The organism is Streptomyces adelaidensis (assembly GCF_016598475.1).
In the GTDB taxonomy this organism is placed as follows: Bacteria; Actinomycetota; Actinomycetes; order Streptomycetales; family Streptomycetaceae; genus Streptomyces; species Streptomyces adelaidensis.
This window is the reverse complement of record NZ_JAEMUX010000015.1, coordinates 79,339-102,283: the sequence shown is the minus strand read 5'-3', so window position 1 is coordinate 102,283 and position 22,945 is coordinate 79,339. Positions and strand designations below refer to the sequence as shown.

The 22,945-nt window shown below is 70.6% G+C and carries 21 protein-coding genes; 5 read left to right on the top strand and 16 right to left on the bottom strand.

Features of this window, described 5'->3' with window-relative positions; translation table 11 throughout:
* Both I8N67_RS11780 and I8N67_RS11775 read left to right on the top strand, forming a co-directional pair.
* Positions 1-201: a DUF1918 domain-containing protein gene (locus tag I8N67_RS11780; protein WP_200302839.1), complete on the top strand. Its 201-nt coding sequence runs from the start codon at positions 1-3 to the stop codon at positions 199-201.
* Positions 202-357: 156 nt separating this feature from the next.
* Positions 358-1,590: an IS701 family transposase gene (locus tag I8N67_RS11775; protein ID WP_234045535.1), complete on the top strand. Its 1,233-nt coding sequence runs from the start codon at positions 358-360 to the stop codon at positions 1,588-1,590.
* A 432-nt stretch (positions 1,591-2,022) separates the two neighbouring features.
* On the opposite strand, the gene I8N67_RS11770 is transcribed toward I8N67_RS11775, so the two are convergent.
* The 8 genes from I8N67_RS11770 to I8N67_RS11735 all read right to left on the bottom strand — a co-directional run bounded on the left by I8N67_RS11770 (position 2,023) and on the right by I8N67_RS11735 (position 9,842).
* Positions 2,023-2,682 carry a 3-oxoacid CoA-transferase subunit B gene (locus I8N67_RS11770; protein ID WP_200302838.1) on the bottom strand — a complete coding sequence of 220 codons (660 nt, stop codon included), beginning with the start codon at positions 2,680-2,682 and terminating at the stop codon, positions 2,023-2,025.
* Positions 2,682-3,497 (bottom strand): CoA transferase subunit A, encoded by an 816-nt coding sequence (locus I8N67_RS11765; protein ID WP_200302836.1) that lies wholly within the window; start codon positions 3,495-3,497, stop codon positions 2,682-2,684. Before I8N67_RS11765 ends, I8N67_RS11770 begins: the two co-directional genes overlap by 1 nt.
* A gap of 37 nt (positions 3,498-3,534) precedes the next feature.
* A complete protein-coding gene (locus tag I8N67_RS43820) occupies positions 3,535-4,416 on the bottom strand; it encodes a VOC family protein (RefSeq protein ID WP_200302834.1) in 882 nt (293 codons plus the stop codon).
* The gene (locus tag I8N67_RS11755; RefSeq protein ID WP_200302832.1) at positions 4,413-4,868 is read right to left on the bottom strand and encodes a cupin domain-containing protein; all 456 of its coding nucleotides are present in this window, start codon (positions 4,866-4,868) and stop codon (positions 4,413-4,415) included. The genes I8N67_RS43820 and I8N67_RS11755 overlap by 4 nt, the downstream gene beginning before the upstream one ends.
* Positions 4,869-4,872: 4 nt before the next feature.
* Positions 4,873-6,222 (bottom strand): MFS transporter, encoded by a 1,350-nt coding sequence (locus tag I8N67_RS11750; RefSeq protein WP_200302831.1) that lies wholly within the window; start codon positions 6,220-6,222, stop codon positions 4,873-4,875.
* 69 nt (positions 6,223-6,291) lie between these two features.
* Positions 6,292-7,371, bottom strand: a complete 1,080-nt coding sequence (locus I8N67_RS11745) for an NAD(P)H-quinone oxidoreductase (protein ID WP_200302830.1) — start codon at positions 7,369-7,371, stop codon at positions 6,292-6,294.
* Positions 7,368-8,981 (bottom strand): bifunctional 3-(3-hydroxy-phenyl)propionate/3-hydroxycinnamic acid hydroxylase, encoded by a 1,614-nt coding sequence (locus I8N67_RS11740; protein ID WP_200302829.1) that lies wholly within the window; start codon positions 8,979-8,981, stop codon positions 7,368-7,370. The genes I8N67_RS11745 and I8N67_RS11740 overlap by 4 nt, the downstream gene beginning before the upstream one ends.
* A 3-nt stretch (positions 8,982-8,984) precedes the next feature.
* Positions 8,985-9,842: a fumarylacetoacetate hydrolase family protein gene (locus tag I8N67_RS11735; RefSeq protein ID WP_200302828.1), complete on the bottom strand. Its 858-nt coding sequence runs from the start codon at positions 9,840-9,842 to the stop codon at positions 8,985-8,987.
* Positions 9,843-9,987: 145 nt separating this feature from the next.
* Between I8N67_RS11735 and I8N67_RS11730 the strand changes: the two genes are divergently transcribed.
* Positions 9,988-10,689 carry a GntR family transcriptional regulator gene (locus I8N67_RS11730; protein ID WP_307835214.1) on the top strand — a complete coding sequence of 234 codons (702 nt, stop codon included), beginning with the start codon at positions 9,988-9,990 and terminating at the stop codon, positions 10,687-10,689.
* Between the two features lie 264 nt (positions 10,690-10,953).
* On the opposite strand, the gene I8N67_RS11725 is transcribed toward I8N67_RS11730, so the two are convergent.
* Positions 10,954-12,222, bottom strand: coding sequence for a glycoside hydrolase family 10-like protein (locus tag I8N67_RS11725; RefSeq protein ID WP_234045512.1), 1,269 nt, complete (start codon positions 12,220-12,222; stop codon positions 10,954-10,956).
* A gap of 175 nt (positions 12,223-12,397) precedes the next feature.
* On the opposite strand from I8N67_RS11725, the gene I8N67_RS11720 reads away from it, so the two are divergent.
* Entirely contained in the window at positions 12,398-13,258 is an 861-nt protein-coding gene (locus I8N67_RS11720; protein WP_200302827.1) for a 3-hydroxybutyryl-CoA dehydrogenase, read from the top strand.
* A 189-nt stretch (positions 13,259-13,447) separates the two neighbouring features.
* Entirely contained in the window at positions 13,448-13,705 is a 258-nt protein-coding gene (locus tag I8N67_RS11715; protein ID WP_200302826.1) for a hypothetical protein, read from the top strand.
* 25 nt (positions 13,706-13,730) lie between these two features.
* Here I8N67_RS11715 and I8N67_RS11710 read toward each other — a convergent pair whose 3' ends face one another.
* From I8N67_RS11710 to I8N67_RS11680, 7 genes are all read right to left on the bottom strand, one after another.
* Positions 13,731-14,276 carry an NUDIX domain-containing protein gene (locus I8N67_RS11710; RefSeq protein ID WP_200302824.1) on the bottom strand — a complete coding sequence of 182 codons (546 nt, stop codon included), beginning with the start codon at positions 14,274-14,276 and terminating at the stop codon, positions 13,731-13,733.
* A gap of 98 nt (positions 14,277-14,374) precedes the next feature.
* Entirely contained in the window at positions 14,375-15,715 is a 1,341-nt protein-coding gene (locus I8N67_RS11705) for an NsdA family TPR-like regulatory protein (protein ID WP_200302822.1), read from the bottom strand.
* A gap of 65 nt (positions 15,716-15,780) precedes the next feature.
* Positions 15,781-16,782: a PP2C family protein-serine/threonine phosphatase gene (locus tag I8N67_RS11700; protein ID WP_200302820.1), complete on the bottom strand. Its 1,002-nt coding sequence runs from the start codon at positions 16,780-16,782 to the stop codon at positions 15,781-15,783.
* 264 nt (positions 16,783-17,046) lie between these two features.
* Complete coding sequence (gene pheT / locus I8N67_RS11695; RefSeq protein ID WP_200302818.1) at positions 17,047-19,560, bottom strand: phenylalanine--tRNA ligase subunit beta; 2,514 nt, start codon at positions 19,558-19,560, stop codon at positions 17,047-17,049.
* Complete coding sequence (gene pheS, locus I8N67_RS11690; protein ID WP_200302816.1) at positions 19,560-20,681, bottom strand: phenylalanine--tRNA ligase subunit alpha; 1,122 nt, start codon at positions 20,679-20,681, stop codon at positions 19,560-19,562. Before pheS ends, pheT begins: the two co-directional genes overlap by 1 nt.
* Positions 20,682-20,818: 137 nt before the next feature.
* Positions 20,819-21,955: a sensor histidine kinase gene (locus tag I8N67_RS11685; protein WP_200302815.1), complete on the bottom strand. Its 1,137-nt coding sequence runs from the start codon at positions 21,953-21,955 to the stop codon at positions 20,819-20,821.
* Positions 21,956-22,008: 53 nt separating this feature from the next.
* Complete coding sequence (locus tag I8N67_RS11680; RefSeq protein WP_200302810.1) at positions 22,009-22,866, bottom strand: TrmH family RNA methyltransferase; 858 nt, start codon at positions 22,864-22,866, stop codon at positions 22,009-22,011.
* Positions 22,867-22,945: the final 79 nt, after the last annotated feature.

Below are 22,945 nucleotides of genomic sequence, written 5' to 3'. Positions count from 1 at the left end.
ATGCAGGCAACCGTAGGCGACACCCTGCTGGTGCACGGCAGGACCGTCGGGCACCACGACCGGACCGCGGAGGTCCTGGAGGTGCTCGGCCAGAACGGCAATCCGCCCTACCGGGTCAGGTTCACCGACGACGGACACGAGGCGCTGATGGCCCCGGGCCCGGACACGGTCGTCCGCCATCCCGGAGACCTCCCGACCTAGTACTCCAGCAGCACTTCGTGGCTTGACCTGGGGAAACGTAAAGCGGTGGGAGTGTAGCGGGCAGAATGCTGTCACGGGCGGCTTCTGCCCGCCCGCCCCTCGAAAGAGTGCCCCCGACGGCGAAGGCACATCTGTGCGGGGAAGCCCCCGATCATGATGACCGCACAGGCAGAGACCTGGGACCGCGACCTGGATGACCTCTTCACCACCATCGGCCACCGCTTCGGCCGTGTCGAACCCCGCCGCCGCATGCGGGACTACGTACGCGGACTGCTCGCGCCGGTGGGCCGCAAGAACAGCTGGCAACTGGCCGAGCACGCCGGCCACTTAACGCCCGACGGCCTGCAGCACCTGCTCTCCCGCGCCCGCTGGGACCCCGACGACATCCGCGACGACCTGCAGACCTACATCGCCGGACAACTCGGCCGCCCCAACGGGGTGCTGATCATCGACGACACCGGATTTTTGAAGAAGGGCACCACCTCCGCCGGCGTCCAGCGGCAGTATTCCGGCACCGCCGGCCGCACCGAGAACTGCCAGATCGGCATCTTCGCCGCCTACGCCAGCACGGCCGGCCGCGACCTGGTGGACCGGGAACTGTATCTGCCCAAGTCCTGGACCGACGACCGTGACCGCTGCCGCGCGGCGAAGGTTCCCGACGAGCGGGAGTTCGCCACCAAGAACACCCTCGCGGCGACGATCGCCCGCAGAGCGCTGTCCTCGTCGCTGCCCATCGCCTGGCTGACTGCGGACGCCGCCTACGGACAGGACAACCGCTTCCGCCGGATGCTGGAAACATCCGGCGTCGGCTACGTCCTCGCCGTTTCGAAGTCCCAGTTCTCGCTGGCCGGACCGCGCATCGACATGGTGCTCGCGCAGGCCCCCGACCAGGCATGGGAACGCCGTTCCTGTGGCGCGGGAGCGAAGGGACAGCGCGAGTACGACTGGGCAGCCGTGCAGTTGCGACCTGTTACCGAGTACGACCACCAGGACGGCGTGCTGATCCGTCGACGGTGGGCGCTGGCACGGCGCAGCGTGAACCGGCCGGACGAGATCTCCTACTACCTCGCCTATGCGCCGCTGGATGCCGGCGTGGACGAGCTGGTGCGGGTGGCCGGGTTCCGGTGGGCGATCGAGGAGTACCTCCAGACGGCAAAGAACGAGTGCCGCCTGGGCCAGTACGAGGTCCGCCGCTACGTCGGCTGGTACCGGCACATCACTCTCGCGATGCTCGCCCACGCCTTCCTCGCGGCGATGACCGCGCAGGAGGGCGAAAAGGGGGCTGCACTGGTGAGGAGGCTGAGGTCATCGAGCTCACCGTGGCGGAAGTGCGGCGACTCCTGGCAGCTTGCGCTCCCCGAGACCTTCACACCCTCACCCACGCGTTGAACTGGTCGCGCTGGCAGCGACGACGCCAGGCCGTTGCCACTACCGCCGTCGGGGGCACTCTTTCGAGGGGCGGGCGGGCAGAAGCCGCCCGTGACAGCATTCTGCCCGCTACACCCCCACCGCTTTACGTTTCCCCAGGTCAAGCCACGAAGTACTGCTGGAGTACTAAGGCGTACAGCCAGCGACCCGACTCGCCCCGACAGCGGCACGTCGATGGCGTCGGCGCGGACCCTCGTGTACGGGTGCGGCAGTTCTCGCGGGCTGTGGTGGTGCCGGCGAGTGCCGAGTACTCGTTCTCCAGCTGGTACAGGACGACGGTGCCCTCGCCGCGCGTGTACTGGTGCCGCGCCCCGATCGATCGCTATCGGCCGCGGCCGATGGCGATCGGTCACATTCGGCGTCAAGGGGCTTGCCCAACCTGGTGATGGAGGGTCAGGCAGTGAGTACGGCTGGGTGACCCTGCGGGGTGCGCAGCGGGACCGGCGTGTGGGCGATGACGTCCGCCAAGGTGACTCCCGGAGCTGTCTCGACCAGGGCGAGCCCGTCGGGGCCGACGTCCAGGACGGCCAGGTCCGTGATGACGCGGTCGACGCATGCCCTGCCGGTGATGGGCAGGGTGCACTCCTCGACGATCTTCGGGCTGCCGTCCTTGGCCATGTGATCCATGACCACGACCACCCGGCGGGCGCCGTGTACGAGGTCCATGGCACCGCCCATACCCTTGACCATGGCTCCGGGGACCATCCAGTTGGCCAGGTCGCCGACGGCGGAGACCTGCATGGCACCGAGGATCGCGGTGTCGATGTGGCCGCCGCGGATCATGCCGAAGGAGAGGGCCGAGTCGAAGAACGAGGCTCCCGGAATCACGGTGACGGTCTCCTTGCCGGCGTTGATGAGGTCGGGGTCGACCTCGTCGTCGGTGGGGTACGGGCCCACGCCGAGAATGCCGTTCTCTGACTGGAGGACGACGTGCAGGTCGTCCGGGACGAACTGCGGGATCAGTGTGGGCAGTCCGATGCCGAGGTTGACGTAGTCGCCCTCGCGGAGTTCGGCCGCCGCTCGGGCCGCCATCTCATGCCGGGTCCAGGCCATCAGGGGCGCACTGCCTCTCGGGTGGTGGGCGCGGAAACGGAGCGCCGTTCGATGTTGTCGTGTTTGGCGGCGACCTGTTCCGGCGTGAGCGCCACGACGCGCTGGACGAAGACGCCGGGCAGATGGACCTCGTCGGGATCGATGTCGCCGGGCTCGACGAGTTGTTCCACCTCGGCCACCGTGATGCGGCCGGCCATGGCGGCGAGGGGGTTGAAGTTGCGGGCCGCGCTGTGGAAGACCAGGTTGCCGTGGCGGTCGCCGCGGGCCGCTCGGACCAGGGCCCAGTCGGTGGTGATGGCACGCTCCAGTACGTACTCCCGGTTGTCGAAGACCCGCACCTCCTTGGGCGGCGAAGCAACGGCGACCGTACCTCCCCCGGACTCTGTCCGGGAGGTGCCCCCAGCGGCGTAGCGCCAGGGGATCCCGCCTTCGGCGACCTGGGTGCCGACACCGGCCGGCGTGAAGAAGGCGGGGATGCCGGATCCGCCGGCCCGCAGTCGTTCGGCGAGCGTGCCCTGCGGGATCAGTTCCACCTCCAGCTCGCCGGACAGGTACTGCCGGGCGAACTCCTTGTTGGCTCCGACGTACGAGCCGGTGACGCGGGCGATGCGGCCCGCCTCCAGCAGCACGCCCAGGCCGCGGCCGTCCGCGCCGCAGTTGTTCGATACGACGTGGAGGTTGGCGGCCCCGGCCGCGTGGACGGCGTTGATGAGGGTTTCCGGGACACCGCTGAGGCCGAAGCCGCCCACGGCGAACGACTGCCCGTCCGTCACGTCCGCCAGGGCCTCGGCGGCCGTGGTTACCTGCTTGTCCATCCGTTGCCGTCCATTTCCGTGCTCCGGTCGGTTGTCGTCAGATCAGGCTTCGGTGGCCCCAGGCGCTGATGTGGTCGTATTCGGCGACCTGCCAGTTGTCTCCGACCTCCACCGCTCCCCAGCCGAACTCGTAGTCGAAGCCGGCGGGTGTGCGGGCGTAGAAGGAGAACATGCGGTCGTTGGGGTGACGTCCGAGACTGCGTGGGATGTCCAGGCCCGCGTCGAGAGCGCGGTCGAAGGCCATGCCGACCGGGTCCATGAGGTTGGCCTGGATCATGAAGTGCAGCAGTTTCTTCGGGTGGTCGGAGCGTATGGGGCGCTGGACGAGCGCGATGGAGTGGTGCCGGCGGTTGCAGTGCAGGAAGAGCGCGCGGGACTCGCCGCTGGGGGTTTCGTGGAAGGAGCTGTCGCTGAGTTCGAAGCCCAGGGTGTCCAGCCACAGTGCGCGCGCCGCGTCCAGGTCGTCGACCATGAGCACGGCGTGGCCGAGCCCCTGGGTGCCGGTGAGAAAACCACCGGGCACGAGCGGGGAGTTGAAGGGCTCGCGCGCCTGCCTCGGCGAGTGGGCCAGTTCGACGCGGACCCCGCCGGGAGCGGTGAACGCGACCAGGTCGGCGACGCGGCGCGTGGCGCACAGAGCCTTGTCGCCGTGCTCCAGGGCAACGCCGGCGTCCTTGAGGCGGTCCACGGTCTCGGCGAAGACCGTGGGAGTGCCGGCGACTATGCCGACGGCAGCGACGTCGTCGTATGCGGCGGGCTGGACCTGGAGGCGGACCTGCCAGGCGTCCATGCGGTAGGAACGGGTGCCGTCGTCGTTCGGGCCGGGCACGAGGCCGAGGGTCTCGCGCATGAACGGGTCCCAGGCGTCCGGATCGGTGGAACCGATGACGAGGTAGCCGAGTTGCAACTCTTCCTTCACGGCGCGTCCTTCTCTGTCCGGGTCTCTGTCCGGTCCTCGGCGTTCTGGTAGTCGGTCAGGTAGAGGAAGTCCTCGCGGACCGGTGCGAAGACGTCGACGTTGAGGACCTGCTCGTCGCCGACGGGCTGCGCGCAGTGCGGCACCCCGGCAGGGATACGCAGGACACTGCCGGCGGGCTGGATGAACCGCTCGCCGCCCACGGTGAATTCGAGCGTTCCGGCGAACACGAAGCTGAGCTGGTCGAAGGGGTGGGAGTGCGGGCCGCGGGTGGTGAAGCCGGGTTCGAACCAGTTCACGGTGACGAGGGAGTCGTCGCCGCGGACGGCCAGACGCGAGAGGCCCTCACGGACCACCTCGCGGGGCAGGTCCACGAACCGGTAGGAACGGGGCCGGGGCTCCAGGGGGCCGCCCGGCCGGTCGGGGGTGGAGCGCGGCGGTGTGGAGTGCGGCACCGTCTCACCTCGTTTTCAGGGAAGGCATCAGCGGTGACTGCTCCGATGGGTCCGGAAGGGTGTAGCGGCTCTCCTTGCTCAGAGTGACGGCGGCCACGCTGAGCAGGCACGCCGCCGCGGCGAACAGGGCCACCAGGCCGATCTGCTGGCCACCGCCTGCCGCGGCCAGCAGGCTGGAGGCGATCAGAGGCGTGAAGCCCGCGCCGAGCGTGGCCGAGAGCTGGTAGCCGAGCGAGGCGCCCGTGTAGCGGGAGCTGGTACCGAACATCTCGCTGATGAAGGCGGCCAGGGGGCCGTACATCGCTGGCTGGAGCAGGGAGTTGATCAGCAGGAAGGCGAGGTAGAGCTGTGCCGTGCCGCCGCCGAGCAGCCACAGGACCGGGTACGACGCGACGGCGAGCGCCAGGGCTCCGCCGATCATGACGGGCCGACGGCCGAGGCGGTCGGACAGCGCGGCGTAGGCGCCGACCATGCCGATCTGGAGGATGGAGGAGATCACCTGAGCCAGCAGCACCGTGGTGCGGTCATGACCGAGCTGGATCGCGTAAGTGATCATGAAGGTTGCGGGCAGTGACTGCCACACCATGGCCCCCCATCCGCCGACGCAGGACAGCGCGACCTGCTTGGGGTAGCGGCGCAGAATGGTGAACAGGGGTATCTCGGTGCGGTCGGCGGACGCGGCGGCTTCGTTCTGTGCCTCGGTGAACAGCGGGCTCTCGGTGACCTTCAGCCGTACGAACAGTCCGCAGGCGAGCAGAACGACGCTGAGCAGGAAGGGCACGCGCCAGCCCCAGGTGAGGAACTGGTCGTCCGGCAGGGTGGAGAAGGCGGTGAAGACGCCGGTGGCCAGGACGGCGCCGGTCGGTCCCCCCATGCCGGCGAAGGAGGCTGCCAGGCCCCGCCGTTCCGGCCGGGAGTGTTCGAAGGACATCAGGGTCGCGCCGCCCCACTCGCCGCCGACGGCCAGGCCCTGGAGCAGGCGGGCGAGGACGAGCAGGGCCGGTGCCCAGAGGCCGATCTGGTCGTAGGTGGGCAGCAGGCCGATGACGAAACTCGCTACCCCCATCAGGGTCATGGTCAGCACGAGCACCGACTTGCGGCCGACGCGGTCTCCGAAGTGGCCGAACACGATGCCGCCGAGGGGCCGGGTGACATAGCCGGTGGCCAGAGTCGCGAAGGAGGCGACGGTTCCCATCGCCGGGGAGAGGTCGGAGAAGAACAGCTTGTCGAAGACGAGGGCGGCGGCGGCACCGTAGAGAAGGAAGTCGTAGAACTCGATGGTGCTGCCGAGGAAGCTGGACCAGGCCACGCGCCGGGCCTGCCGGTCGCGTGTGGTGGACGGGGTGAGGGACATCTGCGGCTCCTTTGATGCAGATGGCGGCGCCGGGGGACGAGCCGAACGGCGCTGGGGGTTGTCGGACCGCTAGCGGGTCCGGGGAAGCGCGGGGGCTTGGGGATGTGCCCGCATTTCCTCGGGTTCGCTCAGACGGTCCGGGGTGCCGGCCGGGCCGGCGTGGGGGTCGGGGTCGTCCACCAACAGGACGACCTTGCCGATGTGTTCACTCGCTTCCACCACGCGGTGGGCCTCGGCGGCCCGGGCGAGGGGAAGGTACCGGTCGACGACCGGACGCAGGGTGCCCGCCTCGACGAGCGGCCACAGATGCTCGCCCACCTCGGCGACGATCTCGGCCTTCTCCTCGCGGGTCCGGGAGCGCAGGGTGCCGGCTGTCACCGTGAGGCGGCGGCGCATCAGGGTGTTCAGGTCGAGGTCGGTGTGGACGCCGCCGAGGAGGCCGATGACGATCAGTCGGCCGCCGTCGGCGAGCGCGGCGAGGTTACGGGTGAAGTAGGGGCCGCCGACACAGTCGAGGACGAGGTCGGCACCGCGACCGCCGGTGTGCTCGTGGACGGCGGAGACGAAGTCCTCTTGGTTGTAATCGACGGCGATGGCTCCGAGGTCGCGGCAGCGTGCGGCTTTGCGGGGCGAGCCGACGGTAACGATCGCTCGCGCCCCGAGGGCTCGGACCAGCTGGATGGCGAACACGCCGATGCCGGAGGCTCCGCCGTGGATCAGGACCGTCTGCCCCGCGGCCAGAGCACCGAGGGTCATCAGGTTCAGCCAGACGGTGCACAGGGCCTCCGGCAGTGCGGCGGCCTGTGCGAAGTCCAGACCGTCGGGGATCCGGAGCAGTTGTCCGGCCGGTACGGCCACGCGCTCGGCGTAGCCGCCGCCGTCCAGGAGCGCGCACACCCGGTCGCCCCGCGCCACTTCCCTGACCTCCGGTCCGACTTCGACGACGGTTCCCGAACACTCCAGGCCCAGGATCTCCGTGGTGTCCGGCGGGACGGGGTAGCGACCGCGACGCTGGTGCAGGTCGGCACGGTTGACTGCGGTCGCCGCCACCTGGACGATCACGTCGCCGGGGCCCGGCCGGGGTTCGGGAGCCGTACCCCAGACCAGGGCCTCGGGGCCGCCAGGGGACGTGACCGTGATCGCCTTCATGACACCGCCGCCTTCGGTTCGGCCCAGTCGGCGGGCCAGGTGCCGCCGGTCCACGGGGTGAGGAGCTCCGCGACCAGATCGGCCTGGGAGGGAGCGAACGCGGCCGCGATGTAGCGGTCGGGCCGCACGAGCAGGAGCAGCGGGGCGCTGCCGGGTGGCGGGAACGGCAGGAGCGGCTCTGCCTCCACCGCAGTCGGGAAGTCGGCGTGCACCGGGGGCGGTTGTCGGGCGGGGAGCACCGTCAGGAGGCGTGGAGCGAGCGCGGCCAGCCGTGACTTCTGTACGGCCGTGGTCGCTTCGTGGGCGGGCCGATCGGTCAGGAGTACGACGGTCCAGCCCGGCCCGAGCAGGTGGTCCAGAGGTCGGATGGTGCCGTCCGGGACCATGACACGCGGCTGGGGCAGCGGGGTGCCGGCGAGTTTGGGCGCGCGGCCGGGACGGCCGGCCAGACAGCCCTCGGTGAAGCGGGGAGCGGGCAGGAACCGCATCTGGGTCAGGTATGAGTGCAGCGGCGGGACGAGCCTGGTCGCACGTACGGCGGCGTCGCGGACCCTGGCCCGCAGCGGGCTGGCGGTCATGACGTGGGCGCCGATACGGGCGGAGGCGTCGACCATGGCCGTGCTGTGAGGTCGGCGCTCGGTCTCGTAGGTGTCCAGGAGGGCGTCCGGCGCCCCGGCGCGCAGCACGGCGGCCAGCTTCCAGGCGAGGTTGCGGGCATCCCGTAGCCCCGAGTTGAGCCCCTGCCCGGCGAACGGTGGCATCATGTGGGCCGCGTCGCCGGCGAGGAGGATCCGGCCCGCGCGCCAGCGTTCGGCGACGAGACGATGGGCGACGTAGACCCGCTTGCGCCGGATGTCGCCGGGCGTCAGCCGGCCCGGTCGGTAGGGGGCCACCAGCCGGGCCAGGGTCGCGTCGTCGAGTATCGTGTCGCCGTCCTCGCCGGGCAACAGCATGAACTCGTAGCGGCAGCGCCCGTGGACGCCCGGGACGATGACGGCCGGCCGGCGTGGGTCGCAGTGGAACTCGGACGTGGGGTCGGTGTGGGGGTCGTTCTCGACGTCGAGCACGATCCACGGCTCGCTCTGGCTGGACCCGGTCATGGGGATGCCCAGCAGTTCACGGACGGTGGACCGTCCTCCGTCGCAGGCGACGAGGTAGTCCGCGCGCAGTTCGCCTCCGTCGTCGGCGCCCACGGTCACCTCGCCGTCGTGCTGCTCGACCGTGGTCACCGTCACCCCGTGGCGCACGTGCACGGCGGACCGCCGCCGGGCTCCTTCGAACAGGACGCGCTCCAGGGAGGGCTGGTCGAAGAAGCTCTTCGGAGGGTGGCCGTACCGTGCCGGGGTGGGGCTGCCGACGGCCAGCAGGCGGCCGTCGGCTCCGAACCAGCGGGTCTCGCAGTTCCACAGGACCTCGGGGGCGATCTCCTCGACCAGGTTCAGGGCCTGCAGAGTGCGGACGGACTCGTCGGCGAGGGCGACCGCACGCGGCTCGCCCGCCGGGCCGGAGCGGCGTTCGAGGAGCGTGACCTCGATGCCGTAGTCGGCGAGCAGGTTGGCGGTGGTCAGCCCGGTGGGGCCCGCGCCGACCACGATCACCTGGGGCGCCATCTCTCAGACTTCCTTGACGACGGGGTTGCGCAGGGTGCCGATCCCTGAGATCTCCACCTCCAGTACGTCGCCGGGTTGGAGGAACACCGGCGGTTCGCGGAAGAGTCCCACGCCGCCGGGCGTGCCGGTGACGATGACGTCGCCGGGGGCGAGCGGCGTGAACGTGGAGACATAGGCGATCAGTTCGGGGATCGAGAAGAGAAGGTCTCCGACACCGGCCGACTGGCGGACCTCTCCGTTCACCCGGGAGACCAGCTGCAGGACCGAGACGTCGGGGACCTCGTCCGCGGTCACGAGCGCGGGCCCGAAGCCTCCGGTGGCCGGGAAGGTCTTGCCGGTGATCCACTGGCCGGAGTGCCGCTGCCAGTCCCGGACGCTGCCGTCCTGGTAGCAGGAGTAGCCCGCGATGTACGCGAAGGCGTCCTCGGCCGGGATGCGCCGCCCTCCCCTGCCCATGACGACCGCGAGTTCGCCCTCGTAGTCGAACGCCTCCGTCTCGGCCGGCCGGACCAGCGGCTGGTCGTGACCGACCTGGGAGTCGGCGTACCGGGGGAAGATCGTCGGGAAGGCGTTCTGGGGACGGGCGGTCTCCTCCCGGTGCGTACGGTAGTTGACGCCGGCACACAGGATTTTCGCCGGGTCGGGGACCGGCGGCAGCAGCTGCACGTCGGCGAGCTTCACTTCGCCCGTACGGCCCTCGGTCACGTCCCGGACGTGGTCGAGGGCCCCCTCGGCGAGGACGTCTCGTATGGAGCCGAGCCCGGGGTTCACGAGAGGGCCGCACTCGATGACGGCGTCGCCGTCCCCCGTGAGCCGCCCGAAACCGGTACGCCCGTTGTGGCGGTAGGTGACCAAGCGCATCGCTGCCTCCTGAGAGCTTCATCGCATGGACAGGATTGTGGGATCGTTTTTAGATGACTGGAATCGATTCGTCAATGGAAAAACGTTTTGACGCTCTGAAGTCGTCTCCGGTATGACTGTGCACATGGCGAAACGGGGCACAGCGGTGACAGTGAACGAGGACATCTACCGGCGCATCCGCAGCGACATCCTGGCCGGGCGCATCCACCCGGGAGCCAAGCTCAGTCCCGCCGTGCTGCGCGAGCGGTTCGGTGTCAGCCTCGGCGTCATCCGCGAGGCGCTGACGAAGCTGGCGGAGCAGAAGCTGGTGACCGCACGCGGGGGCCAGGGCTTCAGCGTGGTCACGCTGTCACCCAAGGAACTCGGTGATCTCACCCTGGTCCGAGTCGACCTGGAGTCCAGGGCCTTGCGGCTGGCCGTCGAGCGCGGCGACCTCGCCTGGGAGAGCGAGGTCGTCTCGACCCACCACCGCCTGGCACGCACCCCCATGCGCGACGAAGCCGACCCCGAGCGCACCAGCGACGAGTGGGCGGAGGCACACCTGGCCTTCCACGAGGCGCTGATCAGCGCCTGCCAGGTGCCGCTGCTGCTGGACTTCTGTCATACCCTGCGCGCGGCAACCGAGCTGTACCGGCGCTGGTCGGGGCCGGCCGCCGCCAAACTGGTCGCCAAACGCGACGTGACCGGCGAGCACCTCGCGATCATGGAGGCCGCCGTCGCTCGGAACGCGGACCTCGCCGCCGAGCTGCTGGCTGAGCACTACCGGCGCACCCAACAGGTGCTGCTCGCGGGTGGCTTCGCCCAGCTCGAGACAGCTGAAGAAGCGGCACCCGGTTCCACCGAGTGAGGTCTGCGAGTCGTCAGAGACTCGCTCTCGTCGGACCCGCGCGTCCCGCCCGAAGGCCCGGCGGTCGGTGATTGTGACCTTGATGAAGCCACCGTCGGCCCCTCCACGGGGCAACGGAGTAGGTTGACAGGGCGGCTGCTGCTCATCTGGGGCAGCCGCAAGGTGGGGAAACAGTACGCCGAGTATCCGGGCCCGTTCTTGATTCAGAATGCCGACTCAAGATCTCTGTGAGCGCCCTGTAGGCGGCCTGCCCCTCCCTCTCTGTCAGCCGAGCGTCCGCGCCGGCCGCTGGTAGTGGTCGGCAACCACCCGGGCCATGGCCCCGATCTTGTCCTCCTTGACCTCCTTGGCCGCGAAGAACACGTGGCCGCGCGCCTCTGGGTGCTCCTTGGCGAGAGTAAGGTGTCGGGACAGTTCGACCGGGTCCTGCCAGGCTGCGGGCTGTGCCGGGTCGCCCGCCTTATAGAGGGCCTCCCCGATGTAGAGCTGTGTCCCAGACCCCCTCGCGACCTCTGCCCACCAGGGCAGAAGGACTGCGTAATTAGCAGGAACCTGCTGGTCAAGCGGGTGTGCCGACCAATACAGCTGCGGGACGATGTAGTCGATCCAGTTCTCCCGCACCCACTTCCGGGTGTCCGCGTACAGGTCGTCGTACGTCTGCACACCGGCCCGGGTGTCCGAGCCCCGCTTGTCCGTCGCGGCGTTGCGCCACACCCCGAAGGGGCTGATCCCGAACTGCGTACCGGGGCGGATCCGCTTGATCCGCGCCGCCGTCTCCCGCACCAGCCTGTCGATGTTGTCGCGCCGCCAGTCCGCCCGCTTCGGGAAGCTCCCGCCGTACCGGTCGTACGCCACGTCGTCGTCGAAGACCTGGCCCGCGACCGGATACGGATAGAAGTAGTCGTCGAAGTGCACGGCGTCCACCGGGTACTTCCGTACGGCGTCGAGCATGGCCCGCTGCACGAAGGCGCGGACCTCGGGGATGCCGGGGTTGTAGTACAGCTTGCCGCCGTAGGGGACGACCCAGTCCGGGTGCTCGCGGGCGGGGTGCGAGGCGATGAGGCGGCCGGGATCGGTGTGGTTGGCGATCCGGTAGGGGTTGAACCAGGCGTGCAGTTCGAGCCCCCGGGCGTGGGCCTCCTCGACCGCCGTGCCCAGCGGGTCCCAGCCGGGGTCCTTGCCCTGGGTGCCGGTCAGGTACTGGGACCAGGGCTCGTACGGGGAGGGCCAGAGGGCGTCGGCCGTGGGGCGGACCTGGAAGATCACCGCGTTGAGGCGGCGTTCCACGGCGGTGTCGAGGTGGGCGATCAGCTCGGCGCGCTGCTCGTCGGCGGTCAGGCCCGGCTTCGAGGGCCAGTCCCGGTTGACGACGGTGGCCAGCCACATGCCGCGCAGTTCGCCCTGGGCCCGCCTGCGGGGGCTCGGTTCCCCACCGGCCATGGCGGTGCCCGCCGCCACCCCGCCCGCGGCCACGAGTGTCGTCACCGCGGTCGCCCAGAAGGCCCGCCGTGACATCCGTGACTTCCGATGCATCCTCGTACCTCCGCCTGCCTCATCCCGCGTGTCCGTCCCGTCGCGGACCGTTCCGGCCAGCCTTCCATGCGGTACCCGGGATACTGATCAGTAGCCGTCGCGGGTAACGTGCAGGTTTGGCACAGGCCCACACCAGGGGTAGCTGCCAGGCACGTAGACCAGCGAAAGGGACGATGTGACCGACATCGAACGGGTCGGAATCGTGGGCTGCGGCCAGATGGGAGCGGGCATCGCCGAGGTGTGCGCCCGCGCCGGTCTGGACGTGAAGGTCGCCGAGACCACCGGCGAGGCCCTGGAGTTCGGCCGCACCCGGCTGTTCAACTCCCTCTCCAAGGCCGCCGAGCGCGGCAAGATCACCGAGGAGGAGCGGGACGCCACCCTGGCGCGGCTGAGCTTCACCACCGACCTCGGCGAGCTCGCCGACCGCGACCTCGTCATCGAGGCGGTCGTGGAGAACGAGCAGGTGAAGACCGAGATCTTCCAGGTGCTCGACCAGGTGGTGACCCGCCCGGACGCGATCCTCGCCTCCAACACCTCCTCCATCCCGCTGGTGAAGCTCGCGGTCGCCACCTCGCGGCCCGACCATGTCATCGGCATCCACTTCTTCAACCCGGCCCCGGTGCAGAAGCTCGTCGAGCTGATCCCGGCGCTCACCACCTCCGAGGGCACCCTCAGCCGGGCGCAGCTCTTCGCCGAGAAGACGCTCGGCAAGCACGCCGTCCGCGCCCAGGACCGCTCGGGCTTCGTCGTCAACGCGCTGCTCGTGCCGTATCTGCTCTCCGCGATCCGGATGTTCGAGTCGGGCATCGCGGGCCGCGAGGACATCGACAACGGCATGGAGCTGGGCTGCGCCCACCCGATGGGCCCGCTGAAGCTGTCCGACCTGATCGGCCTGGACACGATCGTCTCCATCGCCCACTCGATGTACGAGGAGTACAAGGAGCCGCTGTACGCCGCTCCCCCGCTGCTCCAGCGGATGGTGGACGCAGGGAGGCTCGGCCGGAAGACGGGGTCGGGCTTCTACACGTACGCCTGATTACGGACTGTCAGTTCGCTTGCCGCACGGGCCCGGCATCCGAAAGGGTGCCGGGCCCGTCGTATTCACACACCGTGTGCGCGGCGGACACGCATATGCCCCTCGCACACTCTCCCCATGCGCCCACCAGGCGAGTTGACTTCACCTGCGCATCCAAGGGATGTGACAACTACAGAAAGGAGCGGACTCGTGGCCATCGACCCCGAGCATCCCGTGCTCCACGGCGAACTCGCAGAGTTACGTCGCCGCCTCGATGTGGCGCACACACGCGTCGAAGGAGGGCAGACCCTGCTGAGTCACCGTGCCGAACAGACCGCCAAGGAGCTCGACGACCTGAGCGCACGGGTCATCGCTCTGGAGCACTCCCGTTGGCCGCTGCCCTCGGTCGCGGTCCTCACGGCCCTGGGCGCCCTGGTGGTGGCCGTCTGGCAGGCGCTGGGCCACTAGCTCGCCGGCGGGACGCGACGCGGGGTCACAGCTTGGCGTCCTGCCCGAGCCGCAGATGATGCAACAGGAGCAGTGCGGCCGCCATGTTGGCGGCCGGGACCTCGCCCCGGGCGACCATGTCGGGAACGAGTTTGAGGGGAACCCATTCCCTGCGGTCCGACTCGAAGTCGTCCACCGGGTGACCGACATACGCGCCCTCCTCGGCCCAGTAGATGTGGTGCCGGGCGTCGGTGAGCCCGTTGGAGGGCTCGACGCTCATCAGGTGGTGCAGGGGTCCCGGCCGCCATCCGGTCTCCTCCTCCAGTTCACGGGCGGCCGCCGCGGCGATGCCCTCGCCGTCCTCGACGACGCCCGCCGCGAGCTCCCACCCCCAGCTGTCGGTGATGAAGCGATGCCGCCACAGGAGCAGGACCTCGTTGGCCTCGTTGATCACGGTGGCCACGGCGACCGGCCGCAGCCGTATCACGAAGTGATCGAGGTGCCGCCCGTCCGGCAAAGCGACATCTGCGAGATTGACGCTGAACCAGCGGTTCGAGTACACAGTTTGTTCGCTCTGTTTCGTCCACTGCACGGTTCTGCCACCTTCCGCCGAGTAAGTGGCAATATCGCAGCAGGAGCCTCCTGACAGCAGGCGCACAGCCGGTGCACGGCCGCGCTCGGCGGACGGTGTCAGAGCGGTACGCGCAGTGCGCCGTCGATGAGTTCGGCGGCTTCTGCGGTCCCCGCGCAGCCGCTGCGCACCAGGTGTTCGCGTACCGCCCGGAGTCTGTCACGCAGGCGCATCGACTCCATTCCGCGCGCCCGCTCGGCCATCTCCACGGCGGTGGCCACCGCCTTGTCCGCGTTGCCCTGGCGCAGCTCGATCTGGCTGAGCATCGCGAGGCGGTGCACCCGCCCCCGGTCGTGCGCCGGGGTGCCGACGGCGGCCACGGCGTGCTCCGCCGCGGCGGCCAGGTCGCCGAGGCTGAGCAGTGCCTCCGCCACCTGTACGTTGACCAGGCCGGGTTGGACATAGCCGGTCTCGTCGGGTTCGTGACCGCGCCGGATGCGATCGGCGGCCTGCTCGGCCCGCCGGATGCAGGACAGCGCGCTGGTGCCGTCGCCCAGGTGCGCGTACGCCTTGGCCTGCATCGCGTAGAGGTCGGAGGCGAGTGCTGGGGTGATGTGCTTGCCCGCGGTGCGCAGGGCGGCCTCGGCGAAGGCCACGGCCTGCCGGTACTCCCGCATGAACAGCGACTGGTTGACGAGCAGCGCGATGACGTACGCCCCGAGGCCCCGGTCCCCGCTGGCCTTCGCCAGCCGAAGCGCCTGGTGGAAGTACCGCTGGGCGAGCCCGTGGGCGTCGGAGTCATACGCGCATATCCCGGCGACGGCCACCAGCCCCCCGGTGGCGCGGTGCAGTTGGCGGCCGGTGGCGTCGGTGTAGCTGCCGCGCAGCAGGGGCGCTGCCTCGGCGTTGAGGAACCCGACGATCCGCATCCGGGTCGCGACCCCGCCCGCCTTGCGGTACATCTGCTCGTAGTGGGCGCGGGCCGCGCGCAGCATGTCGATGTCGGCCATGCTGACGCGATGCCGGCCGCCGCGCGAGACGTCGACGTCCTCCGGCGGGTTCTCCCACTCCCACACGGGCATCACGGCGGGTGTCCCGGTCACGGCGGGGGCGCCGAGGACATGGGGGCGCTGCTGTTCGTCGGAGCGCCACAGCGCGGTGGCGCGCTCCACGAATCCGGAGAGGCCGGCGCCGTGCTGGGAGGTCGGCTCGCCGGGCACGCCGAGCCCGATGTCGTCGAGTGTGACAGTCCGGTGCAGCCGCCCGGCGAGCACCTCACAGATCAGGTCGGGCACCTGGCCGCGCGGTCGCTGCCCCTTCAACCACCGTGCCACGGCGGTGTGTTCGTACCGCAGCGAGAGCCCCCGGGCCCGCCCCGCCTGGTTGACGTGTGCGGCGAGACCGGCGTGGGAGATTCCGGCTTCGTCGAGGATCGCGTCGAGCAGGGTGTTGGGCTGCATGGAGGCCCTCCGGTGGCTCGGTGCCGGCGAGTGGCAGCGTAGCGCCTCCGCTCTCACCGGGGCGACTAAGGAGTGGGGACTACCGGTGAGTTGTCGGCCGCGGGTTGTCTGTGGCTGATCGCATAGCTCCCCGCGCCCGTGAAAGCGAGTGCACGTTCGTTGCGCAGTACCAGTATGGCGATGTCGTCCTTCGGCCTTCCTCCTGTGTGGCGCAGGAGTTGGCTGAACACCGCTCGCAGGACGGACTGGGGTGAGATGGGACGGCCCCGTACGGCTTCCGCCAGGGCAGCCGCCAAAGGAAAGAAGCGCCCCTGCCTGTCCCGCGCGTCCTCCACCCCGTCCGTGTGCAGGAACAGAGCCTCGCCGGGGAGGAGCCGGCCGCAGGGGGTGTACGGCAGTTCGGCGGGGAGCGGGAACAGGCCCAGTGGGGGCAGGGGCTCGGTGCGGACGATCTGTCGCGCCCGGCCGCCGCTCAGCAGATACGGCCAGGGGTGGCCGCAGTTGAGGGCGTGGACCTCGCCGTCGGGGGCGATCTCCAGGAGGAGGACGGTCACGAAGTCCTCGGTGTCCTCCGCGCGGGCGCGGTCGCGCAGGTGCCGGGCCAGGGCGCGGTCGAGGCGGGCGAGGACACCGGCGAGTTCGGCCTCGTCGTGGACGGCCTCGCGGAAGCTGCCGAGTACGGCGGCGACGGTGCCGATGGCGCCGAGGCCGTGGCCGCGTACGTCGCCCATCACCACGCGGACGCCGTGCTCGGTGGCGATGACCTCGTAGAGATCGCCGCCGACGGTCGCGCCTCGGTCGGCGGAGAGCTGGGCGGCGGCGGTGGCCAGCCCGTCGACGCGTGCGGGCAGCGGCCTGAGCAGCACGCTCTGCGCGGCGCCCGCCGCCTCGCGCGCCTGCCGCACCTCCCGCAGCATCACCTGCCTGACGTGCAGCATCAGCCCGGTGCCGACCGCGAGGAACACGGCACTACCGGCGATACGGACACCGAGCCCGCTCCGCCGCCCGGCGAACCGGCGCCCCCGGGACCACGCCCGTGGCGTGGCTCTCGCCCTGATTCGAGTCATGCCGTTGGCCCCCCATCAGGCCCGGACAGCAAGTACGGCCCCGAAGGGCCGGTCCGATTCTGTCCACCGCACACCCCGAGCGGACCGGATCACCCAAGGTTGTCACCCAAATGAGTGAGGCGACGGAGAAAAAGGGATGGGGATGGCGATGGGGGCGAAGCCTCCCATCACCATCCCCATCCAGGGGCGCGGGGAACCGCGCGACCAGCCACAGCGAACCCGCGGCCGCCAGCAAACAGCAGCTCCCCACCCCCGAGGCGCCCCCTAGCTCCGCAACACGGCCCCGGTGCGCTCACCCGCGAGGGCCAGCGCAGCGTCCCGCGCGGCCGAAGCCTCGTCCACCGTCAGCGTTCGGTCCGCCGCGCGGAAGCGCAGGGCGTACGCCAGCGACTTCCGCCCGTCACCGAGCTGCTCCGCGTTCTCGTAGACGTCGAACAGCCGGATGCCCTCCAGCAGTTCACCCGCGCCCTCACGCAACGCGGCCTCCACCTCGGCGTGCGGCACGAACTCGTCGACCACGAGGGCGACATCCTGCGTGGCGACCGGGAACGAGGAGATGCGCGGCGCCTGCGGGACGCCGTCGCCCACCCGCTCCAGGGCGTCCAGGTCCAGCTCCATCGCGGCGGTGCGGGCCGGCAGCCCGAGCGCCTTGATGACGCGCGGGTGCAGCTCACCGGCGTGGCCGACGACGCGCTCGGCACCGTCCGCGACGACCACGAGCTCGGCGCAGCGGCCGGGGTGCCACGGCCCGTACTGTCCCTGGCGGACGGCCAGTTCGGCACCGGCCTCACGCGCGACGGCACGCGCCGCCTCGATCGTGTCGGCCCAGTCGGCCGGACGGCCCTTGCCCCACCAGCCGGCCTGCTCGCGAGCCCCGGCGAGGACTACGGCGACGCACCGCGGCTGCTCGGGCAGCGCGGCGTTCAGCGTCGCGATCTCCTCGTCGGTGGGCCGGCGGTCGACGGGCAGCGCGACGGCGACGCGCTGCTCCTCACGCGGATGGAAGACCAGGCCGGTCTCGAACAGCGCGAGGTCGTGACCACCGCGGCCGTCGTTGCGGCGCAGCGCGCCGAGCAGACCCGGCAGCAGCGACGTGCGGAGCGCCGGCTCCTCGTCGTTGAGCGGGTTGGTCAGCCGGACGACGCGGCGGGCCGGGTCGTCGGCGTCCAGGCCGAACTGGTCGAAGACCTGCTCGGCGATGAACGGGTAGTTCGGCGCCTCGACGTACCCGGCACCCGCGAGCACCCGGCCGACCCGGCGGTGCAGCCGCTGCCGCTGGGTGAGGCCGCGGCCCGCCGGGGGCCTGGGCAGCGTGGACGGCAGGTTCTCGTAGCCCTCAAGACGGATGACCTCTTCGGCCAGGTCGTTCGGGTCGGTGAGGTCGGGCCGCCAGGACGGCACGGTGACGATCAGCTCGTCCTGTCCGTAGACGTCGCAGCCGACCTCCTGGAGCCGGCGTACGACGGTCTCGCGGCCGTAGTCGACGCCGGCGACCTTGTCCGGGTGGTTCGCCGGGACACTGATCGTGTGCGGTGCGGACGGGGCAATCACCTCGGTGACGCCCGCCTCGGCGGTGCCGCCCGCGAGGAGCACGAGCAGGTCGACGGTGCGCTGGGCGGCGGCCGCCGCGGCCATCGGGTCGACGCCGCGCTCGAAGCGGCGGGACGCCTCCGACGACAGCTTGTGCCGCCGGGCCGTGCGCGCGATGGCGACCTGGTCGAAGTGGGCGGCCTCGATGACGACGTCGGTCGACGCGTTCTCCACATCGTCGTGGTCGGCGATCTCCGTGTCGGCGCCGCCCATGAGGCCCGCGAGGCCGATGGGGCCCCGGTCGTCGGTGATCACCAGGTCCTCGGCGTGCAGGGTTCGGGTGACACCGTCGAGGGTGACGATCTTCTCGCCCTCCCCGGCGCGGCGTACTCCGATCGTGCCCTGGACGAGGGAGCGGTCGTAGGCGTGCAGCGGCTGGCCGACCTCCATCATCACGTAGTTGGTGATGTCGACGGCGAGCGAGATCGGGCGCATGCCGACCTTCTGCAGCCGGCGCTTGAGCCAGATCGGGGAGCGCGTCTCCGGGTCGAGACCGGTGACGGTGCGGGCGGTGAAGCGGTCGCAGCCGAGCGGGTCGGAGACCTGGACCGGGTGGCCGAAGGCGTTCGGGCCCGGTACGTCGAGGAGCGCCGGGTCGCGCAGCGGCAGGCCGTAGGCGATGGCGGTCTCGCGGGCGACGCCGCGGATCGACAGGCAGTCGCCGCGATTGGCGGTGACGGCGATGTCGAGGACCTCGTCGACCAGTTCGAGCAGCTCGATGGCGTCCTTGCCGACCTCGGTCTCCGGCGGCAGCACGATGATGCCCTTGGTGCCGTCGTCGCCCATGCCCAGCTCGTCGCTGGAGCAGATCATGCCGTGCGAGGTCCTGCCGTACGTCTTGCGGGCGGCGATCGCGAAACCGCCGGGCAGTTCGGCGCCGGGGAGGACGACCACGACCTTGTCGCCCACGGCGAAGTTGCGGGCGCCGCAGACGATCTCCTGCGGCTCGCCACTGCCGTTGGCGGTACCGACGTCGACGGTGCAGAAGCGGATCGGCTTCTTGAAGCCCTCCAGCTCCTCGATGGTCAGCACCCGGCCGACGACCAGGGGGCCCTTGAGGCCGTCGCCGAGCTGCTCGACCGTCTCGACCTCAAGACCGGCCGAGATGAGCTTGGCCTGGATGTCACGGCCGGTCTCGGTGGCCGGCAGGTCGACGTACTCCCGCAGCCAGGAAAGCGGGACCCGCATCAGATCTCCATCCCGAACGGCCGGGTGAACCGGACGTCACCCTCGACCATGTCTCGCATGTCTTCGACGTTGTGGCGGAACATCAGCATCCGCTCGATGCCGAACCCGAAGGCGAATCCGCTGTACTTCTCCGGGTCGACACCGCAGGCGGTCAGCACCTTGGGGTTGACCATGCCGCAGCCGCCCAGCTCGATCCAGCCCTCGGACGAGCAGGTACGGCAGGGGCGGTCGGGGTTGCCGACGGAGGTGCCCTTGCAGACGTAGCAGAGCATGTCCATCTCTGCGGACGGCTCGGTGAACGGGAAGAAGTTCGGACGCAGCCGGGTCTTCATGCCCTCGCCGAACAGCGACTGGACCATGTGGTCGAGGGTGCCCTTGAGGTCGGCCATGGTCAGGCCCTCGTCGACGGCGAGCAGCTCGACCTGGTGGAAGACCGGGGTGTGCGTGGCGTCCAGCTCGTCCGTGCGGTACACCCGGCCGGGGCAGATCACGTAGACCGGCAGTTCGCGCTCCAGCAGGGAGCGGATCTGCACGGGCGAGGTGTGGGTGCGCAGCACGACACCGGACTCGGTGCCGCCCTGGGGGCCCTGCACGAAGAAGGTGTCGGCCTCGCCGCGGGCCGGGTGGTCCGGGCCGATGTTGAGGGCGTCGAAGTTGAACCACTCGGCCTCGACCTGCGGGCCCTCGGCGACCTCGTAGCCCATGGCCACGAAGATGTCCTCGATCCGCTCCGACAGGGTGGTCAGCGGGTGGCGGGCGCCGACCGGTACGCGGTCGTACGGCAGTGTGACGTCCACCGCCTCCTCGACCAGCACCCGGGCGTCGCGCTCGGCCTCCAGTTCGGTCTGGCGGGCGGCGAGGCCCTTGTTCACCGCGCCGCGGGCCTGGCCGACGAGCTTCCCTGCGGCGGCCTTGGCGTGCGGGGGCAGGGCGCCGATCTCGCGGTTGGCGAGAGCCAGCGGCGAGGTGCCCCCGGTGTGGGAGACCTTGGCCTCCTGGAGCGCGTCGAGGGAGTCCGCGGCGGCGAAGGCGGCGAGCGCCTCGTCCCGCATGCGCTCGATCTCTTCCGGTTTCAAGGCCTCGACCTCTACCGGGTCGTACGACTTATTCGGTGCCGACATCTCTTCCCGTGCTTCCGATTGGCTGGCTGGAGGTCCCCGTCACCGACGCTGCGACTCGCTGAGGGCCGTGTGCAGGACACAAAGGTGCCAAAGGCCGAGTCTAACGGGGTTGAGGTGTACGAACGCGCCCGCGGGGGCTAGGCCAGATAGGCCGGAGCCGCCACGGGCAACGTAAATCGGAACTCGGCGCCGCCGCCGGGGGCGCGTCCGACGGTGATGGTGCCGCCGTGGGCTTCGACGAGGCCCTTGACGATGTACAGCCCGAGGCCCGTGCCGCCGCGCTTGCTGCCCCGCCAGAAGCGGGTGAAGACGCGGTTCATGGACTCCTCCGGGATGCCGGCGCCCTCGTCGCTCACGGTGACCGACGTGCCGGTGTCCTCCCCTTCTCGGGGGGACGCGGCAGGCGTGACGTCAATCGTGACGGTTCCCTCGCCGTGCCGCACCGCATTTTCCAGCAGGTTGCTCAGTACCTGGTCGATCTTGTCCGGATCGGCCCACAGGTCGGGCAGTGGCTGCTCGATGCGCAGCAGGAACCGGTCGGCGGGCTGTCCGGCGGCGACATACGCCTGGATGTGGCGTCCTACGGCCGCGCCTATGTCGACGGGCTGCCGCCGCACTTCGAGCCGTCCCGAGTCGATCCGCGAGATGTCGAGCAGTTCGGCGATGAGCCGGGTGACGCGGTCGGCGTCGGCGTCGACCGTCTCCAGCATCAGCTTCTTCTGGTCGTCGGTGAACCGCTCCCACTTGGCGAGCAGCGTCGCGGTGAACCCCTTGACCGACGTCAGCGGCGAGCGCAGTTCATGGGCCACGGTGGCGATCAGCTCGGCGTGGCTGCGTTCGGTGCGGCGCCGGGCCTCGGTGTCGCGCAGGGAGACGACGACCCGGCGGACGGGGCCGGTGGGCTTCGTACGGATGTAGCGGGCCGATACGAGGATCTCGCGCGCCCCGGGCAGGAGCAGATTCCGCTCAGGCTGTCCGACCCGGATCGCCAGTCCCCCGTACGGGTCGGTCAGCTGCCACCAGCGGCGGCCTTCCAGGTCCTCTAATGGCAGGGCCCATTCGAGCGGCCGGCCGAGGGCGTCGGCGGCGGGGGTGGCGGTGATCCGGGCGGCCGCGGCGTTGAAGCAGATCACCCGGCCGTTCTCGTCGGCCACGACCAGTCCGTCGGGGAGGTCGTCGGGGTCGACGCCGAGCTCGGCGAGTTCACCGTGCCGGGTCGCGGGTGTGGCGAGCACGTCCCGTGCTCCCAGTGTGCTGCTCGCGTTGACCCTCATCCCCGTACCCCACCTCTCGCGTTGTGCAGTGGGCCCCCGAGCCCGTCACCCTACTAGCTGGGCGTGACGGTGCGGCACCCTCCGAAGGCGCGCTGTGCACGGGCGGACGCGTAGAGACATACGGCGGCGGCGGTCGCGAGGTTCAGGCTTTCCGCCTTTCCGTGGATGGGCACCCGTACGACGGCGTCGGCCAGGCCCCGCGTCTCCTCCGGCAGGCCCCACGCCTCGTTCCCGAACACCCAGGCCGTGGGCCCGCCCATCGTCCCCTTGTCCAGCTCGTCGTCGAGGCCGTCCTCCCCCGCCCCGTCGGCGGCGAGGATCCGCACCCCGGCCGCCTTGAGGCCCGCCACGGCCTCCTCGACCGGCACGCCCACGGCGACCGGCAGATGGAACAGCGAGCCGACGGAGGCGCGGACGGCCTTGGGGTTGTAGAGGTCGACGGACGCGTCGGTGAGTACGACCGCCTCCGCCCCGGCGGCATCGGCGCACCGCAGTACGGTGCCGGCGTTGCCGGGGTCACGGACGTGCGCGAGTACGGCGACGAGCTTGGGGCGGGCGGCGAGGATCTGTTCGAACGGGGTGTCCAGGAAGCGGCAGATCCCGACAAGGCCCTGCGGGGTGACGGTCGTCGAGATGTCGGCGATCACCTGCTCGTCGGCGAGGTGGACACGGGCGCCGGCGTCCCGGGCCTCCGCCACGATGTCGGCGTACCGCTCCGCGGCCTCGACCGTCGCGAACAGTTCGACCAGCGTGGCGTGGCCGCCGGGCCGGTGCGCGGCCGCCTCCCGCACCGCCTGCGGGCCCTCCGCCAGGAACAGCCGCTCCTTGCCCCGGAAGTTCCGCTTCGCGAGCCGGCGGGCGGCGGAGACGCGGGGGGAACGGGGGGAGATCAGCTCGGGGGCGGGGGGCATGGGGCACCTTCGGTCGGGAGGTCTCTGGTGATTTCAGCCCCTCCGGCGTTTGAGGAGCGGGGTCCGGGGCGGAGCCCAG